The sequence below is a fragment of the Pseudothermotoga thermarum DSM 5069 genome, from assembly GCF_000217815.1.
GTDB lineage: Bacteria > Thermotogota > Thermotogae > Thermotogales > DSM-5069 > Pseudothermotoga > Pseudothermotoga thermarum.
The window spans coordinates 1,106,333-1,123,627 of the sequence record NC_015707.1; the positions used below are offsets into that span (position 1 = coordinate 1,106,333).

The following is a 17,295-nucleotide window of genomic DNA, read 5'->3' on the forward strand; positions in this document are numbered from 1 at the left end:
CCCTCCTTATCGAATGTTCCTTCGTATTGATGCTATTCAAGACCTATTTTCAACACGTTGAACGAATAACCTTTTGCGATAAAATCGAAACTACCACAACTGTTTGAAATGATCTTCTCATGAACAGGTACAATCGCATAATCATCAAAGTTGTTGATATCCGTGAGCGATCCGCATAGTCTAATCAAGTTGATTTCTTTTCGAGTCCTGATGTTCTCGGGTAATTGGATTTTGACGCTCTTATCATCCGGCCAGGGATTAACCAGAAAAACTGTTATTTCATTTGATTTTGAATTGTAAGTGCAAACATGATAGATTGCCTTGTATCTGTAACCAATTAGAACGAGATCTTCGTTTGTTATTTCAGACGGAATTAGATAATCGCCCGTGTGATCGGCATATAATTTCTGTACAAAATAGCTCGGTGTTAGAAAAAAGCTGGCTGAATCAAACCATATCAAATCAGGTACCCACTGTGAAAAACCAATTCTATTGAAAAGCGGTGCATATGAAGCCATTATCACAACATCGGAATTCCGAACAACGCCGGTGAGGAACGCAGCCTCCGCAAGTGCGGCTTGCCAATTATTCTGTCTACCCGGTGCGTGGGCAGCATATTCACCCAACATGATCCTCGGTCCTGTTCGATCGTATCTATCGTACCTTTCGGTGTTGGCAAGTAACCACTCTGGAGATGCGTATATGTGTTCGTCGAAAATTTCAACGTCATTTTCCTTCGCCCACCTCATAGCATATCTGAAGTTCGAACCTTCGTATGAAGGAGGTCCGCTGAAGACAATTTTTACCTCTGGATATTTCTCCTTAATAGCTGTGTGGAATAGCTTGAACCTTTCATGGTATTGATCTCCCCAATTCTCATTTCCTATACCAATGTATTTAACGTTGAAAGTTTCAGGATGACCAAGTTGTGCTCTGATCGATCCCCAATATGTATCAGTAGGTCCGTTTGCAAATTCCAGAAAATCAAGTACATCTTGAATCCATTCGTCAAGTTCATCGACTGGACAGTACTCAGCTCCTCTAACTTGGCAAGAAATACCCGCATTGAAGATTGGAACGGGCTCCGCACCAAGGTATTCTGCAAGCAACAAATATTCGTAAAAGCCTATACCATAAGACTGATGATATCCCCAAAGATTTCTGTTCGGCTTTCTTTCCTCGATAGGTCCTATGGTATCCTTCCAACGGTAGGCGTTTGACAAACTATCGCCTTCAACCAAGCATCCTCCGGGAAATCGGAAAAATCCTGGTTTTAGATCCTTGAGAACGTTAATCAAATCTGTTCGCATATTATGCCAAGTGTTCTTCGGAATCAGAGAAATCATGTCCAAGTGAAGTTCCCCTTGACCTTTGATCCTCATCACAAAATGTGAATTGGAAAAGGTTACCTTTGGTACAAGCTCAAGTGAGATTCTCATCCAATCGTCAATTTGTTCGGAAATCCTTACAAGGCTTTCAGCATACTTTTCTCCCCTTCGATTTTCCAAGTACACGGAAACTTCCCCAGTAAAACCAACGGTCCTTACAAAAAACGACAAATTATAAGCTTCACCGGCCTTTATTGGGATACCGCCTCTTATGGGCGAAGCAGTATAACCAAGATTGATGAGCACAATCTCAGCGTTTGGATCGTCTGACCGTACCCTTACGTAGTTTTTGTTGTTGGGATGAATCGGATTCGAGGTATCTACGGAAACCTCAATAGATTCTTCGCACAGTTCCAATGCCCATCCTTCCAAAGAAAAGATATGCTCAAATGATCCATTTCTGATCAACTCTGCATATAAACCACCGTCGACAGCGTGATTGATATCTTCAAAAAAGATTCCAAACAAAGTCTGTGGAATCGCGTGAATAAGGCTCATTTCAAAAGTCAGTACATGATCAACAGTAAAAGACAAGGTGTTTATTAAAAGAATGATTGCTATTAAAAATGCCCATTTTCTCACGTTGATACCCCCTGGTTATTCCTTACCCGCTGATCCAAGATAGACACCTTGCGCCAGATATTTTTGAAAGACAATAAATATCAACAGCGTTGGAGCTACCGAAATAAAAGCCCCAGCCATCAACGTTCCAATTCCCCTGTACGGATCACCCCAGCCTGCCGTAAATCGGACCAGAGCGATTGGAAGCGTAAACTTGTCTGGTCTGTTCAGAACTAACAAAGGCCAGAGAAAACTGTTCCAAGATCCCAGAAAGGTCATCAATCCTAGGACAAAAAGAGCAGGTCTGATGTATGGAATTACGATTGACAATAGGAACCTGAGTCGCGAGCACCCATCTATCCAAGCAGCGTCTTCAAGTTCTCTGGGTATACCAAGCATGTACTGTCTTAGCAGAAACACTCCGAAAGTACCACCAAGACCTGGTAAAATCAAAGCCGAGAACGTATCTATTAAACCAAGAATTAGGTACAAGGAAAATGGACCTGTCAACTTAAGAAGGAAAACTGCACTAATAGAAGAAATGGAAATAGCCACTTCACTATGTCCTCATCCCTCCTCTTGTACCATAACCTGCTTATGTTAAAACGCCTCAGCCTGTACCTTTTTATCCCTATCACGCTCTCAACAAGACTCCTCTCCCCAAACCTCTCATGCTCGTGTTCCCAATATCCCATATTCTCTTCGCTCGCTTCCCAGTACCATGGCCCTTTGTCCGTTATTATCCTCAACTTACCTGTCACTCTCTTCTTCACCATCTTCATCACCAAGCTCGCTTTGTCCTTCTCTCGCGTTTTGCTGACCAACGCATAGATCACTTTCTTCCTCTTAACCTCAAACGCTATCCATACATACCAGCAGTAACCGTTTATGTTCACCTTCATCTCGTCTACAGCTACTACTGCATTGCCTTCTATCTTCTCAGCAAATATCTCTTCTTTCATTCTTGCCCACCATTTCCTCAAGGCTTCATGACTGACTCCAATTATGGCTGCTGCCTTCCTTAATGCAAGTCCATAAAAGTACAAAACCAATGCAGATACTTTCGCCTCATGTGGAACTCTTTGTCTTTGAAAAAGGTTTGGTATAATTTGGTATAGGTACTCGGTGATATTTGTTGTTGTAACTTTCATCTTTACGGGAACCTCCTTTCGGTGAGAAGAGTTGGTTCCCGTTTATTTTATCGTATTTCCCGGCTTAAGTTGACACCTCCAAATTATTCCCGGGAACGCCAGAACAGCTATGTACAACCAGAAGATTACACGCTGTCCTCTAAACTTAAGCCTTGATAAAGCATAAGCTGCTGGTGTTGCTACCACAAAGCCAAGGACAGTTGACAAAACCGAAATAATCAAACTGTTTTTAATTCCTCTTGCCACGCTTATACCACTTGCTGGCATAAGAACCCGACGGTAGTTCTCGAGTGTGGGAGAACTTGGGATCCATTGAGGCGGATACTCACTTGTGGCGAGGGTGGATTCCTTGAGAGACGTGATAAACATCCAGAATATTGGGATAAACCAAATTGCAGCGAAAACCCAGAGCAATACAGAAACAACGATTCTCAAAATCTGTTTTCTTAACTTGGCTTTAGAAATACTGTTCACAAGATCACTCCTCAACGCTCCGTATGCTCTGGTCGAAATCAAGGTTAGTCTCAATGCAAATCCAAATACAATGCCAGCGGTTATTCTTTTCCAACGGAACCAAGGTACACACCTTGCATCAAATATTTGTTGAATACCACGAAAATCAACAACGTTGGAGCCACAGAAATGAATGATCCAGCCATCAACGCACCAATGCCCCTATATGGATCGTTCCATTGCGTTCCACCGGCAAAACGAACCAGAGCAATTGGCAACGTGAATTTCTCAGGACTTTGCATGACCAGAAGGGGCCACAGGAAGTTGTTCCATGATCCAAGAAAAGTCATCAAGGCAAGTACAAACAAGGCTGGCTTGATATACGGAATTACTATGGTTATCAGGAATCTAAGTCGTGAGCATCCGTCTATCCAAGCTGCATCTTCAAGTTCTCTGGGTATACCAAGCATGTACTGCCGCAAGAGAAACACACCAAAGGTAGTACCGAAGGTAGGAAATATCAACGCCGCGAAAGTGTTCATCAAACCAAGAGAGTGTACGATAAGAAAGTTTGGAACAAGGAAAATTATTCCGGGAAAAGCAAGGATTGCTATGTAAAGCCAGAAGGCAACTTTCTGACCCGTGAATCTCATCCTTGCCAAAGCGTAAGCTGCTGGAGTTGCGATGACTAATCCAAGAATACCGGTAACAGTTGCGACTATCAAACTATTTCTAAGACCGCGCACAACACTTATTCCACCAGCAGGGGTGAAGACTCGTCTATAGTTATTCAACGTCGCTGGATCTGGTATCCAACGAGGAGGATATTCCATCACTGCGGAGCTGGATTCCTTCAGCGATGTTATTAACATCCAGAATATCGGAACAAACCAAAAAGCAGCAAAAATCCACAGCAAAATTGACCCGATGATTCTTATGATTTTCTCCCTTCTCTTACGCATCAAATCACTCCTCCGCACTTCTGATGCTCTTTGTGAGTATAAACAGCTGAATTAAAGCGAAACCAAAGACAACAATAAAAATGTACCAAGAAATAGCTGCTGCTCGACCAAGTTGTTGTCTCTGGAAACCTACTTCGAAGAGGTAATAAACCATTGTTCGAGTAGCTCCAGCAGGACCACCGCCGGTAAAGAAATATACCTGGTCAAACAACCCAAACGCAAGTAAAACCTGTCTGACTGTATCAAAGAACAAAACGTTTCTCATCCAAGGAAGGGTAACGTGTACGAATCTCTCGAATGGTCCGGCACCGTCTATTTTAGCAGCCTCATATTGTTCAGGGGGGATTCTGCGCAAAGCCCCTAGGTACAACAAGACACTGAATCCCACTATCCACCAGACGGTAACCCCAATTATACAGACCCAAGCCATTGTTGCAGTTGTAAACCAAGAAACAGGCTGTTTGATAACTCCAATACTACTGAGATAATAGTTCACCAATCCATTTGGAGCTGAGCTGAGTACCCAACGCCATGTGGTTAGAATGCCAACCGAACCGAAAAATGTTGGGGAAACGAACGCAACAAGCAACCATAGCTTTCCATACCATTTCTGATTTAGCAATAACGCAAAAACCAGCGACACAAGCATCGTCAGTGGGACACTTATCAACGCAAAAATTAAGGTGTTACTAACGGCCTGCCAAAATCTGGAATCTCTCCAAACACGAACAAAATTGTCCCATCCAATGAAGAGAGGTTCATCTAACAAGGTCCAGCGATGAAAACTCATTATGAATCCAAACACAAGTGGAGCCATGGTAAACACGATGAAAAAGAAAAGATGCGGTGCCATGAAGCCCCAAGCGCCAAGTTCTCTGCGGAGTCTTCGACGGCTAAAAGATTTCACACTTTTCTGTGCTTCTGATGCTGTTACTTGATACTCTTGCATTCAATCACCCCACTAAGGAATCCTGAATTTGGCAAAGCCCTACGCATGCATGAACCGTCAAACAATCTGTCAGAATATGTACGTACGTAAAAGACCAATCATATTATACACATTGGAAATGTTTTGTGTCAAGACTGATGGTTTTAATCAAGTCGCCTGCCTTAGTTTATGGTAGCTTGACATCATATATAAATTTGGTACAATATTCTCAGACGTACGTACCTTAGGGGGATTATAATGAAAGCTCACGTTTCGCCATTGAAGTCTAAATCCATTCATCCGGCGTGTTTGTACAATTATACATTGGGCGGTTTCCTTCATCCGTATCAGGATATGCTTGCCAATGTAACGCTTCCAACTCAACTTTCCCTGTTGTATGAAACAGGTCGTATAGACAATTTCAAAATCGCATCAGGGAAACTGTCTGGATCGTTCAACGGGTATTTTCCCTTCAACGACTCTGACGTGTACAAATGGATTGAAGCGGTGAGTTATGTATTTGAGAGAGTGAAAAAGTCAAATCCGAAACTTGCTCAATCACTTGATGAGATCATTCGAGATATATCAAATGCTCAAAGTGAAGACGGATATCTCAACACCTTCTTCATGATTAACGACAGTCCCAAATGGGAGGATCTGGTGTGGGGGCACGAATTGTACACAGCAGGTCATTTAATCCAAGCGGCGATAGCACACAGGAGGTTCACAGGCCAGGACAACATGTTCAAGGTGGCAAAGAAGTTCGCCGATTTGATATGCGAAACCTTTAAACCTGGTAAAAAAGAAGGAACGTGTGGACATCCCGAGATCGAAATGTCACTTGTTGAACTGTACCGTGAAACTGGGGAAAGGAAATACCTGAATCAAGCTAAGTATTTCATCGAGGCTCGAGGGAAAGGTCTTGCAAGCGTTCCAAGAAATCCAGGGCCAGTTTACTTCATTGATCACAAACCGTTTGTAGAACTTGATGAAGTTGTTGGACATGCCGTGAGAATGCTTTATTTGTGCTGTGGTGCGACAGATCTTTATCTTGAAACCGAAGGCAAAGCAATTTGGAAAACACTGGAGAATCTCTGGAAAGATATGACTACTAGGAAAATGTACATAACCGGTGGGGTTGGCTCGAGGCATGATTGGGAATCAATTGGCGAACCTTATGAACTTCCAAATCGTAGAGCTTATGCGGAAACTTGCGCTGCAATCGCCAATTTTATGTGGAACTACAGGATGTTTCTTGCTTCCGGTGAAGCAAGATTCGTAGACGTCATGGAACAAGTTGTCTACAACGGTTTACTCTCTGGCATATCGCTCGATGGTGATAAGTATTTCTACGATAATCCGCTTGAAGACATGGGAACCAAACGCAGACAAAGATGGTTCGATTGTGCTTGCTGTCCCCCCAACATTGCACGAACGATAGCATCCCTGCCTCACTATATTTATGCTCAATCAAAGGATAAGCTTTGGGTGAATCTCTACGAAAGCAGCACGTTCAAAATTATTCACAACGATGTGCCGATCGAAATTGTTCAGCAAACAGACTACCCATGGTCTGGTGATGTGCATATAAGAATAGCTGCCAGAGAAACTCTTTCGTTTACCTTGTTGCTAAGAATACCTGAATGGTCTGCCGACTTTGATCTTAAACTGAACGGCAAAAGCGTGAAATTTCATTTGAACAATGGCTATGCGGAGCTCCAGAATTCTTGGAAGGGTACAAATAATGTGCAGCTTACCTTGAAGCTTCGACCAGAATGTCTGCAAAGCCATCCCTACGTATCCGAGAACCATGGAAAAGTGGCTGTGAGATCTGGACCAGTTCTCTACTGTATCGAACAGGTTGACAATCCCGATTTTGACATTTGGACACTGAAAATTGATTCAGACTCATTTGAAATGGTTCCAGGAGAGATCCTTGGCAAGCGGATGTTTTTCTTACTCGGTAACGGTAAAGCAACGAACATACGAAGTTGGCAAGGCAAATTGTATAGGCCAAAAACAAAAACAAAGTCCAAATACGTTACGTTCAAACTTATCCCATACCATATGTGGAACAACAGAGGGAATAGCGGCATGAGACTCTGGCTGGATTGTACTTCCTAAGGGAGGTGGTAAGAAAGGCAACTCTGTACAGTTGTGAGCACTTAAGTGTCACACGGTTCTATTGGTTTTCCTATGGAGAATTCACAGAATCTCAGCGGGAGGTGAAGGTTTTATGAAAAGGCTTTTTGTACTGGCTCTTTTGGCACTGACACTTGTTTTATTCGCTCAGAAAGTGACGCTAACGTTCATGACACCGCTTGGAGGTCCTGACGGAGCTTACATGGACGAGATTATCAAGAAATTCAACGCAACTCATCCGGATATCGAAGTTGTCCACTTGGTCGTTGTTTCGTCGGTTGATTACAAACAGAAGCTCTCTGCAGGTATAGCTACGAAAACCGCTCCACACGTCCTGTTCATTAGAAAGCATGACATGCCAATTTTCTTTGATCATCTCAAAGTTTTGGGTAAAGACGAACTTCGCAAATACGGTATCGATATCGATGATGTTTATCCGTCAGTACTTGATGGATTGATCAAGGACGGAGGAGTGTACGGGATACCTTTGGACGTGTGGATCTTCTACATGGCGTATCGAAGGGACAATTTCAAGAAAGCAGGTCTCGATCCCGACAAACCACCGTATACCAGACAGGAATTCGAAGCAGCCTTGGAAGCTTTGAAAAAGGTTACACCAGCAGGTGTTGCACCTTGGTGTGAATCACCTGCATGGGACTGGATATTCATCCACACAATGTGGCAATTTGGTGGAGACATTCTGACGCCTGATTTCAAGAAACCGGCTTTCAGAAAAGCAGCTGTTGAAGCCCTGAAATATTTGATGTACCTGCAGGACAAAGGATATTTCTCACGTGAAGCAGTCGACACAGGACCAACATTCGAGTCTGGAGCCGGTAGTATTTTGATAACAGGAATCTGGACCATGGGTGCATGGAAAGAAGTTTTGGGTGAGAACTTCGGCTACGCACCAGCACCGCAAATTGGAACAACAAAAGCGGTTTTCGGTGGTTCACATGTCCTCGCTATGCCAAGAGTGATGGTGGAAGATCCCAAAGTCTATGAAGCAGCTATGACATGGATCAAATACTTGTGGGACAACGCTATAGACTGGTATGCTGCCGGACAGGCACCTGCCAGAAAATCCATTGCCGAAAGTGAAGAGCTGAAGAGAAGATTGCCACACATATACACAGTTGCACAGCAGCTTCCTTATGTGAAAACATTCCAAACATTCCCATACATAGCGGAAATAGTTGCTGAGATTGCAGTTTACGTTCAAGATGTGTTGATAACCAGAAATCTAACCCCAGAAGAAGCAATGCGTCGAGCAGAGGAAGCAGTGCAGGAAATTTTGGATGATTACTGGGCAACAGTCGGACGAAGGAAATAAACAGTCGTTGCTTCACGGCGGCTTACGATGTTTTTGTAATTAACCTTAGGCCCCCTTCGTGGGGGGCCTTTGAAAGTTGGGATGTCTGATGAAAATTTGTTGTAAGTCTTCAAGATTTCCGTGCCTTGTAATATGTCTTATTTGTTCCATTTTATCGGCTTCTGAACAGGCGGTATTCAACTGGGCAACTGTACACGATCCTTCAGTTATCAAAGTCAATGATACATACTACCTTTTTGGTTCACATCTTGCTGTTGCTAAATCAAATGATCTAATGCGTTGGACGCAGGTGAATTTAAACGTTTACAAAGGAAATCCAATAGTACCTGATATTCAGCAAGATTTAAAGGAAGCCGTTTCCTGGGCACGAGCAGATTCGATTTGGGCTCCCCATGTCATCCGAATGCCAGACGGAAAATTTTACATGTACTACTGCGCATCTACTTTTGGTTCCCCGCGTTCCGCCATAGGTATAGCGGTGTCTGACAAAGTTGAAGGACCATATAGACATTATGCAGTCATTTTGAGATCTGGTCAGACACCAGCCGATGGTCCAAGTGAAGATGGCACACCGTACAACAGAATGAAACATCCCAATTGCATAGATCCTCATACGTTTTACGATAAAGACGGCAGATTATGGATGGTTTATGGTTCGTACTTTGGAGGAATTTTCATCATCGAGCTTGATCCTAACACTGGCTTGCCACTTCCAGGACAAGGCTATGGAGAAAGACTTATCGGTGGTAATCACAGCCCAATAGAAGGACCTTTTATCCTTTATAGCCCAGAAACCGATTATTACTATCTTTTCGTGAGCTTCGGGGGACTTGACTCACGCGGCGGTTATAACATTCGAGTTATGCGTTCAAGAAACGTTACTGGACCATACTATGACATAGAAGGCAATGACGCGCGCGAATGTATGGGCGATGCAAGGACAACAGAGCAGTTTGGAGTTAAACTTGTTGGAAATTTCAATTTCAATGAAACAAACCCAATCAGCGCTGCGACATTTGGGTATGTATCTCCTGGTCACAACTCAGCTTACTATGACCCAGATACGGCTAGATACTTCATTTTCTTTCATACCAGATTTCCAGGCAGAGGTGAGAGTCATCAAATTAGAGTTCACCAACTTCTGCTGAACGAAGAAGGTTGGTTTGTGATGGCACCATTTCCATACGCTGGTGAAACCATTTTACCTTTGGGAAAAGAAGATTTACTTGGTGAATACATGTTGATAAATCATGGTAAACAGATCACTAGCGACATAAAACAACCTGTTAGGATAGTACTAGAAGATGGAAAAATCTCTGGTGCAATCGAAGGACATTGGCAGCTGAAAAATGGGTACTTTATCGATATATCCCTTGAAGAGAAAGGTCAACTAGTAACGTACAAAGGGGTTTGTCTAAAACAATGGCATCCAACAGAGAAAAAATGGGTTACAACCTTCTCTGCAGTTAGCGAAAAGGGAATTTGCATCTGGGGAGTTCGGATCGAAGATTAAAAACAACTATAATGTTTCACAAAAGGGAGAGGTGAAGCATGATAGATCTAAAAAAATACGAATTTTGGCTTTTGGTTGGAAGTCAGCATCTATATGGTTCAGAAACTCTCAAAAAAGTCGAACAGCAAGCTAGGAAAATCGTAGAAGAGCTTTCTAAGGATTTGCCATCACCTTTGCTTTTCAAGGGAGTTTTAACGACACCAGAAGAAATACTTAGAACCTTTGAACAAGCTAATGCCCAGACAAACTGCGCTGGTGTTATAACTTGGATGCACACTTTTTCACCTTCCAAAATGTGGATAAAAGGACTGCTTGCAAACAAAAAGCCACTTCTGCATCTACACACACAGTTCAACAGGGAAATTCCTTGGGATACAATTGACATGGATTACATGAATCTCAACCAATCTGCTCATGGAGATAGAGAACATGGTTATATCCACGCAAGGCTTAGGCTTCCAAGAAAGGTTGTTGTTGGTCACTGGCAGGATTCAGAGGTTAAACGAGAGATATCGAAGTGGATGCGCGTGGCTTGCGCGATAGCTGATGGAAGATCTGGGCAAATTGTCAGGTTTGGCGATAACATGCGAGAAGTGGCAAGCACAGAAGCAGACAAGGTGGAGGCTCAGATTAAAATTGGTTGGTCGATCAACACGTGGGGAGTCGGTGAACTTGCAGAAAGAGTGAAAAGTGTTTCAGAAAACCTAGTAGAAGATTTGATAAAACACTACGCCGAAAAATACGTTTTGCCATCTGGGGAATATGAACTGAAAGCCATCAAAGAACAAGCTAGAATCGAAATAGCCCTTAGAGAATTCCTCAAGGAAAAGAACGCAATAGCCTTCACCACAACCTTTGAAGATTTGCACGATCTTCCACAACTTCCAGGTTTGGCTGTTCAAAGACTCATGGAAGAAGGTTATGGATTTGGAGCAGAAGGAGATTGGAAAGTTGCCGGTTTGGTCAGAGCCTTGAAGGTCATGGGAGTCGGTTTGAAAGGTGGAACTTCTTTCATGGAGGATTACACCTACCATTTGCCTGAGGGAAACGAACTTGTCCTTGGAGCGCACATGCTTGAAATTTGTCCAAGTATTGCGAAAGAAAAACCAAGAATAGAAGTTCATCCACTGAGCATAGGTGGTAAGGCAGATCCCGCAAGATTGGTATTCGAAGCTCAGGTTGGTGAGGCATTGAACGCTTCGATAGTTGATCTTGGTAACAGGTTTAGACTGGTTGTCAACAAAGTGATATCTGTTCCCTTGGTAAAACCCATGCCAAAACTGCCTGTTGCAAGGGTCCTTTGGAAACCACTTCCAAACTTCAAAGCAGCGGCAACAGCATGGATACTAGCAGGAGGATCTCACCACACAGCTTTCAGCACCGCCGTTGATCCAAGTTATTTGATAGACTGGGCGGAAATGCTGGACATAGAGTGCGTGGTTATAGACGAAAAACTTGATCTTGAAAGATTCAAAGCGGAACTTAGAGCAAATGAAGTTTACTGGGGATTCTTTAAAAAGTGAGGGGGTATCCCCTCACTTGTTTGGAACATAAGAAACAGAGGATCTTTCAATCAATTCTGGGGTCAAAACGATATTTTGGGCATCTTTTCCTTCCAACATTTCAAGAAGTATTTCAGCAGCTTTTCTGCCAATTTCTTCTTTTGGATGAGCAAAAGTTGTAAGTATTTCTCTAAAATCACCTATTGGGGCATCGTCGAAACCTATGATCGAGAGATCTTCAGGTATACGTATACCCAGTCTTTTGGCGACCATGTACACTTGAAGCGCTGTTGCGTCGTTATAGCAGAAAATAGCAGTAGGCCTTATCTGCTTTGGTAGGTTCAACAATTCATAAGCAATTTGCATTGGTGCGCCGGTGAATTCCGATACATTGAAAGCTTTATCGTAGATTTTCTCAAAACCAAGTTCTTCACATTTTCTCAGAAATCCTTGAGCCCTTAAAAGTCCTGGAAGGTGAATTGACTTGTAAACCACTGCGACTATTTTGTGCCCATAGGAATGAAAAATCTCTGCAGCTTTTTCACCACCATAGCTGTCGTTCAAGGTTACAGAGCTAACCTGTTCAATGCTCCAGTTACTGTGAACCGTAACAATTTTAACGCCTTCCTTTGCAAGAGATTTCACAAGATCTCTGTTACACCGTTTTGTTGCACTGTAAACTGGATCAAGTATCAAACCCTTTACTCCCAGCTCCATCCATTCTGTGAGGATTTGTCTTTCTTTAACAGGATCTTCGGCGGCATTTCCAAGAAGTAGTTTATAACCATTTCTGAAAAGTTGGTCCTCGGCTCCAAGAACAACGTATGGAAATATATAGCTTGTTATCTGTTGAACGATGATTCCAACAAAATGATTGGTACTACTTGAACTTACAAAAGTTCCTAAACCGGGTTTGCGTATTATCATTCCTTTTAATGCAAGCCTATCGAGAGCTTTTCTCACAGTTTCTCTACTTGCGTTGAACTTTTTCATCAGCTCCTTTTCTGTAGGAAGCTTATCGCCAGGTTTGTATCGACCAGATCTTAGCTCATCCATTAAATAACGCTCTATTATTTTGTGTTTCGGCGCGATTTTTCATCCCTCCATTTTAACGTACGTACCTTCAAAAAATTCTACGCCCGTTTCAAGTAGTAGTCAAGACTATTTAACAAAACTTATCGCTCTGATCTGGTTTAATACTCTTGGTAGGCTTTACAGGATACACAATAACCGTTGAAGAAGGTGAAATAATGAAAACATTTCTTGGAGGATTTCTCATAGGACTTGCAAACTTGGTACCGGGTGTGAGTGGGGGCACAATAGCTGTCTTACTTAATTTGTATGAAAAGATAATTGATTGTTTGAATTCGTTTTTACAGCTTAGATTTTCAAAAGATTCCATCTTTTTTCTCGTCAAAATTGCTATTGGAATAGGTTTAGCATTGCTTGTTGGTTCAAAATTGATGAGTTATTTGTTGGTGTTTTACCCAGCTTTTGCTTATTCTGCATTTTTTGGTCTTGTGATAGGTATGCTGCCAAGGTTTTACGTACAAATTCCAAAATTGAGAATTGCGTATGTGCTGGTTGGAGCTTTTCTTTTATTAATTGTTGAGGTTTTTGGTAATGTAACTGTTAATCTTGGAAAAGCATCTTTATTCATCGGTGGTATAGTTGCTGCGATCGCTATGGTCCTTCCAGGTATCAGTGGTTCTTTGATGATGTTGATTTTTGGTATCTATGAAAAGGTTATCGATGCACTTGGCTCTTTAGAACTATCTGTGATAATTCCTTTTGGAATAGGCGTGCTTGTTGGAATCGCTATAGCAGCGGTGGGAATGAAATATTTGCTTAGCAACTTCAAAAACCAAACGTACAATTTCATCTTTGGATTACTTTTAGCTTCTTTGATCAAGATTCAACCTTTTGGTAAACAGCATTTGAGTATTTTGACAGTACTTTTTGTGCTGGTCATCATGGCAGTTACTACTTATCTTTCCTTTACACTGTCTAAGAAGCAGTCTCAGTGAAGATAGACTATGCTATAATTTGAAAAAGAAAGGAGGGAGAGCATGAAGGTTGGCAAAATCTTGATTGTTCTACTTCTTGTAAGTGTCCTAGCTTTGGCAAAAACATACACTGTTGGAACAAGCGCGGACTTTCCACCATTTGAGTACATCGAAAACGGACAGTTCGTTGGTTTTGACATGGATCTCATTAGAGAGATCGCAAAGATTGCTGGCTTCGAGGTAAAATTTGTCGATATGAGTTTTGATTCCCTTATACCAGCCTTGAGAGCTGGCCAGATTGACATAGCAATTGCTGGTATGACTATAACAGAAGAAAGAAAACAAGTTGTTGACTTTTCCATCCCCTATTGGACGGCAGACCAAAGTGTCATAGTCAAAGCGGATTCAAATTTATCCATCACTGTTTTGTTTGGAAAGTATAGAATAGGTGTTCAAACTGGAACAACTGGAGATCTTTGGTGTACCGAAGAATTGGTTAAGAAAGGTATCCTTCCTGAAAAGAATTTGAAAAGATACGATACCTTTGTCCTTGCTTTGACTGATCTTTTAAATGGAAACATCGATGCAATAGTTCTTGATTCTCCTGTGGCAAACAGATTTGCTGCAACAAAACCTGTTAAGATCGTTGGAATAATAGTTACGGGAGAGCAGTATGGAATAGCTGTTAAAAAAGGAAACACCGATTTGTTGAAAGCCATAAACGAAGCTTTGAAAGTTTTGCAAGAAACAGGGAAACTGGCAGAATTGATAGACAAATACTTCTAAGCTGTGGGAGGACTAAGCCGTAGACAAGTTTCATTTAGTTGTATCTTCTTTACCTGTTCTTTTAAAAGGCACGCTCGTCACCGTTCAACTCACGGTTTTAGGTTTGCTTTTGGGCTTGGTTATAGCAATACCTGTGAGCTTTCTTCAAGTCTACGGTGGCGGCGTTGCCAAATTTATATCTTCTTTGTATGAAAGAATTTTTAGAAGTATACCTTTACTTGTTCTTCTAATGATCCTCTTTTATGGCTTACCAGAATTTGGAATTAGGCTCAATCCATTCACCGCTTGTGTTGTTGGTTTGGGAATAAGAAGCGCAGCTTATCAATCGCAAATTTTTAGAGGCGCGATACTTTCGGTTGGAAAAGGTCAAACTTTGGCGGCATTCTCAATAGGTATGAATAAAATGCAAGCTTTTTGGTATATCATATTACCGCAAGCTTTACGATTTTCAATAGCACCTTGGACGAATGAATTAACCATAGTTTTGAAAGATTCCTCCATGGCTTACGCTTTAGGGGTGGTTGAGCTTTTAAGACAGGGAAGCTACATAGTTGCAAGGACTTATGAACCTATGGTGATATTTTTAACCTGCGCTGGAATTTATTTAATCCTTACCTTGACGGCGAACAAATTAATGTCTTTTGTTGAGAAAAAACTTAGAATACCAGGTTTTGAACTAAAGGGAGAGTTGCAATGAGTGACATTCCTGTTTTAAAGGTTGAGAATCTTAAAAAACGCTATGGAAATACTGTGATATTGAATGGTGTAAGTTTTGAGGTTCAAAAAGGTGAAACTAAAGTGATAATAGGTCCAAGTGGCACCGGTAAAAGTACCTTACTTGCCTGCATAAACAGGTTGGTTGAGCCTGATGAGGGAAAAGTATACCTTGAAGGTGAAGAAATAACACACCACAATGCTGCAAAGATGAGACAAAAGATAGGTTTTGTTTTTCAAGATTTTAACCTTTTCAACCACTTAACTGCTCTTGATAATGTGAGAATAGGTTTGATAAAGGTACAAAAGTTTTCAAAACAAGAAGCAACTGAGATAGCAATGGAACAACTTAGAAAAGTAGGACTTGCTGATAAAGCACATCTTTATCCTTCGCAGTTATCAGGAGGTCAAAAACAAAGGGTGGCTATCGCAAGGGCTCTTGCTATGAGACCAAAGTTGATCTTGTTTGATGAGCCAACTTCGGCTTTAGATCCCGAGTTGATCGGAGAAGTTTTAACAGTTATGATAGACCTTGCAAAATCTGGAATGACGATGCTAGTTGTAACTCATGAACTTGGTTTTGCAAGGACTGTTGCAAATGAAATAATTTTCATGGAAAATGGCGTCATAATTGAGCAAGGCCCTCCAGATCAACTTTTCACAAATCCAAAGATGGAAAGAACAAAAATATTTTTAAGAAAACTCACAGAACTTTATGGAGAGAAAGCAAGATGAGTCTTTTACAGATTGCAATAACTTCACTCCCTAAGTTATTAAACGGTTTAATAGTAACTTTGTATATGACAGCTATAGCTTCCACCGTGGGACTTTTGCTTGGTATAATCTTGTGTCTTGGCAGAGTCTATGCAAACAAATTTTTGAGTATTCTATCGACTGGATTTATAGAGCTCATTCGTGGCACTCCGATGCTTGTTCAGCTTTTCATTCTTTACTATGGTTTACCTGCGTACGGAGTCAGATTAACTCCTTTGGCAGCTGCATTGATAGGCTTTTGCATAAACAGCGGGGCTTATCAAGCTGAATATATTCGTGGGGCAATACAATCCATCGGAATTGGCCAGTATAAGGCTGCACTTTCCATAGGAATGACAAAATGGCAAGCTGTTAGGTTGATAATCCTTCCTCAAGCTTTAAGAAGGGTTATACCTTCCTGGACCAACGAGTTTATATACCTTCTTAAGTACACTTCGATGGCTTACATAATAGGAGCACCAGAGATGATGGCTCAAGCAAAATTCATCGCTAGCAGAAATTTTCAGTTCTTTGAAGTGTATCTTGTCACGGCGCTTATATACCTTTCGATAGTCTGGCTTGCAACAGCACTACTTTCAGCGCTTGAGAAGAAACTTAGAATTCCTGGAACAGTAGTTTATGAAAGATAGATCATTCAATCAACTCTTTTAGAATTTTTGGTTCTATTCTAAAAGGTGAACCTTTTCCCTGCAGAAAATGGTGTTTTTCAAGAAGGTGTATTGAAAGCTCACTTACTTGCAAAGTCAAGTTCTTATCCAGTCTTTTGATATACATTGTTTTTTTTCTGAAAATTCCATCCTTAAAAGGACACGGTAAAAAACCTCTCGCCTCGAAAATCTGCACTTCCAATTTATCAAGAACAACAGGCTCTCCTAAGCCTTTTTCAGCTTCTTTCATCATCTTTTTCAACCATTCTGCAACTTTTTGAAAATCCAAACCAAGTGCTATCATCTCTTGTTCGTCTGTCGTGATTATTTCCATCAAATCTCTTTCGTCATTTCCAAGAAAACCGACAGAACTTATAACACCAGGTTGCATATTCTTTTGAGCTTCTATGTATTCTGGAGGCATTTTCATATATA

At 41.6% G+C, this 17,295-nt stretch carries 16 protein-coding genes and 1 pseudogene; 9 read left to right on the forward strand and 8 right to left on the reverse strand.

From position 1 onward, the window contains the following. Nucleotides 1-32 precede the first annotated feature (32 nt). From THETH_RS05690 to THETH_RS05715, 6 genes are all read right to left on the reverse strand, one after another. The gene (locus THETH_RS05690) at nucleotides 33-1,970 is read right to left on the reverse strand and encodes an alpha-L-arabinofuranosidase C-terminal domain-containing protein (protein ID WP_013932417.1); all 1,938 of its coding nucleotides are present in this window, start codon (nucleotides 1,968-1,970) and stop codon (nucleotides 33-35) included. Nucleotides 1,971-1,985: 15 nt separating this feature from the next. Continuing rightward, nucleotides 1,986-2,504: a carbohydrate ABC transporter permease gene (locus THETH_RS05695; RefSeq protein WP_083815676.1), complete on the reverse strand. Its 519-nt coding sequence runs from the start codon at nucleotides 2,502-2,504 to the stop codon at nucleotides 1,986-1,988. Further along, nucleotides 2,456-3,100, reverse strand: a complete 645-nt coding sequence (locus THETH_RS05700) for a DDE-type integrase/transposase/recombinase (protein ID WP_013932418.1) — start codon at nucleotides 3,098-3,100, stop codon at nucleotides 2,456-2,458. Before THETH_RS05700 ends, THETH_RS05695 begins: the two co-directional genes overlap by 49 nt. Before the next feature lie 42 nt (nucleotides 3,101-3,142). Continuing rightward, complete coding sequence (locus THETH_RS05705) at nucleotides 3,143-3,574, reverse strand: carbohydrate ABC transporter permease (protein WP_052295967.1); 432 nt, start codon at nucleotides 3,572-3,574, stop codon at nucleotides 3,143-3,145. 80 nt (nucleotides 3,575-3,654) lie between these two features. Then, nucleotides 3,655-4,515 carry a carbohydrate ABC transporter permease gene (locus THETH_RS05710; RefSeq protein WP_013932419.1) on the reverse strand — a complete coding sequence of 287 codons (861 nt, stop codon included), beginning with the start codon at nucleotides 4,513-4,515 and terminating at the stop codon, nucleotides 3,655-3,657. A gap of 4 nt (nucleotides 4,516-4,519) precedes the next feature. Further along, entirely contained in the window at nucleotides 4,520-5,464 is a 945-nt protein-coding gene (locus THETH_RS05715) for a carbohydrate ABC transporter permease (RefSeq protein WP_013932420.1), read from the reverse strand. 237 nt (nucleotides 5,465-5,701) lie between these two features. Here THETH_RS05715 and THETH_RS05720 point away from each other — a divergent pair, with 237 nt between their 5' ends. From THETH_RS05720 to araA, 4 genes are all read left to right on the forward strand, one after another. Then, a complete protein-coding gene (locus tag THETH_RS05720) occupies nucleotides 5,702-7,567 on the forward strand; it encodes a glycoside hydrolase family 127 protein (RefSeq protein WP_013932421.1) in 1,866 nt (621 codons plus the stop codon). Between the two features lie 112 nt (nucleotides 7,568-7,679). Beyond that, nucleotides 7,680-8,918: an extracellular solute-binding protein gene (locus THETH_RS05725; protein WP_013932422.1), complete on the forward strand. Its 1,239-nt coding sequence runs from the start codon at nucleotides 7,680-7,682 to the stop codon at nucleotides 8,916-8,918. 76 nt (nucleotides 8,919-8,994) lie between these two features. Further along, a complete protein-coding gene (locus THETH_RS05730; RefSeq protein WP_013932423.1) occupies nucleotides 8,995-10,431 on the forward strand; it encodes a glycoside hydrolase family 43 protein in 1,437 nt (478 codons plus the stop codon). A 38-nt stretch (nucleotides 10,432-10,469) separates the two neighbouring features. Further along, the gene (gene araA, locus THETH_RS05735) at nucleotides 10,470-11,954 is read left to right on the forward strand and encodes an L-arabinose isomerase (protein ID WP_013932424.1); all 1,485 of its coding nucleotides are present in this window, start codon (nucleotides 10,470-10,472) and stop codon (nucleotides 11,952-11,954) included. A gap of 12 nt (nucleotides 11,955-11,966) precedes the next feature. Here the strand turns inward: araA and THETH_RS05740 are convergent, their stop codons facing one another. Further along, a complete protein-coding gene (locus THETH_RS05740; RefSeq protein WP_013932425.1) occupies nucleotides 11,967-13,025 on the reverse strand; it encodes a GntR family transcriptional regulator in 1,059 nt (352 codons plus the stop codon). A gap of 158 nt (nucleotides 13,026-13,183) precedes the next feature. Between THETH_RS05740 and THETH_RS05745 the strand changes: the two genes are divergently transcribed. The 5 genes and pseudogenes from THETH_RS05745 (at nucleotide 13,184) to THETH_RS05765 (ending at nucleotide 16,842) form a co-directional block, all read left to right on the forward strand. Beyond that, entirely contained in the window at nucleotides 13,184-13,960 is a 777-nt protein-coding gene (locus THETH_RS05745; RefSeq protein WP_013932426.1) for a DUF368 domain-containing protein, read from the forward strand. A 42-nt stretch (nucleotides 13,961-14,002) separates the two neighbouring features. Continuing rightward, the gene (locus tag THETH_RS05750) at nucleotides 14,003-14,725 is read left to right on the forward strand and encodes a basic amino acid ABC transporter substrate-binding protein (protein WP_013932427.1); all 723 of its coding nucleotides are present in this window, start codon (nucleotides 14,003-14,005) and stop codon (nucleotides 14,723-14,725) included. Between the two features lie 61 nt (nucleotides 14,726-14,786). Next, nucleotides 14,787-15,422 (forward strand): annotated as a pseudogene (locus THETH_RS05755) (amino acid ABC transporter permease); the annotation flags it as partial. Continuing rightward, nucleotides 15,419-16,174, forward strand: a complete 756-nt coding sequence (locus THETH_RS05760) for an amino acid ABC transporter ATP-binding protein (RefSeq protein WP_013932428.1) — start codon at nucleotides 15,419-15,421, stop codon at nucleotides 16,172-16,174. The pseudogene THETH_RS05755 and the gene THETH_RS05760, both read left to right, overlap by 4 nt. Then, nucleotides 16,171-16,842, forward strand: a complete 672-nt coding sequence (locus tag THETH_RS05765) for an amino acid ABC transporter permease (protein ID WP_013932429.1) — start codon at nucleotides 16,171-16,173, stop codon at nucleotides 16,840-16,842. Before THETH_RS05760 ends, THETH_RS05765 begins: the two co-directional genes overlap by 4 nt. A 1-nt stretch (nucleotide 16,843) precedes the next feature. Here THETH_RS05765 and THETH_RS05770 read toward each other — a convergent pair whose 3' ends face one another. Further along, on the reverse strand, nucleotides 16,844-17,290 hold the full coding sequence (locus THETH_RS05770) for a hypothetical protein (protein ID WP_013932430.1): 447 nt from the start codon (nucleotides 17,288-17,290) through the stop codon (nucleotides 16,844-16,846). Nucleotides 17,291-17,295: the final 5 nt, after the last annotated feature.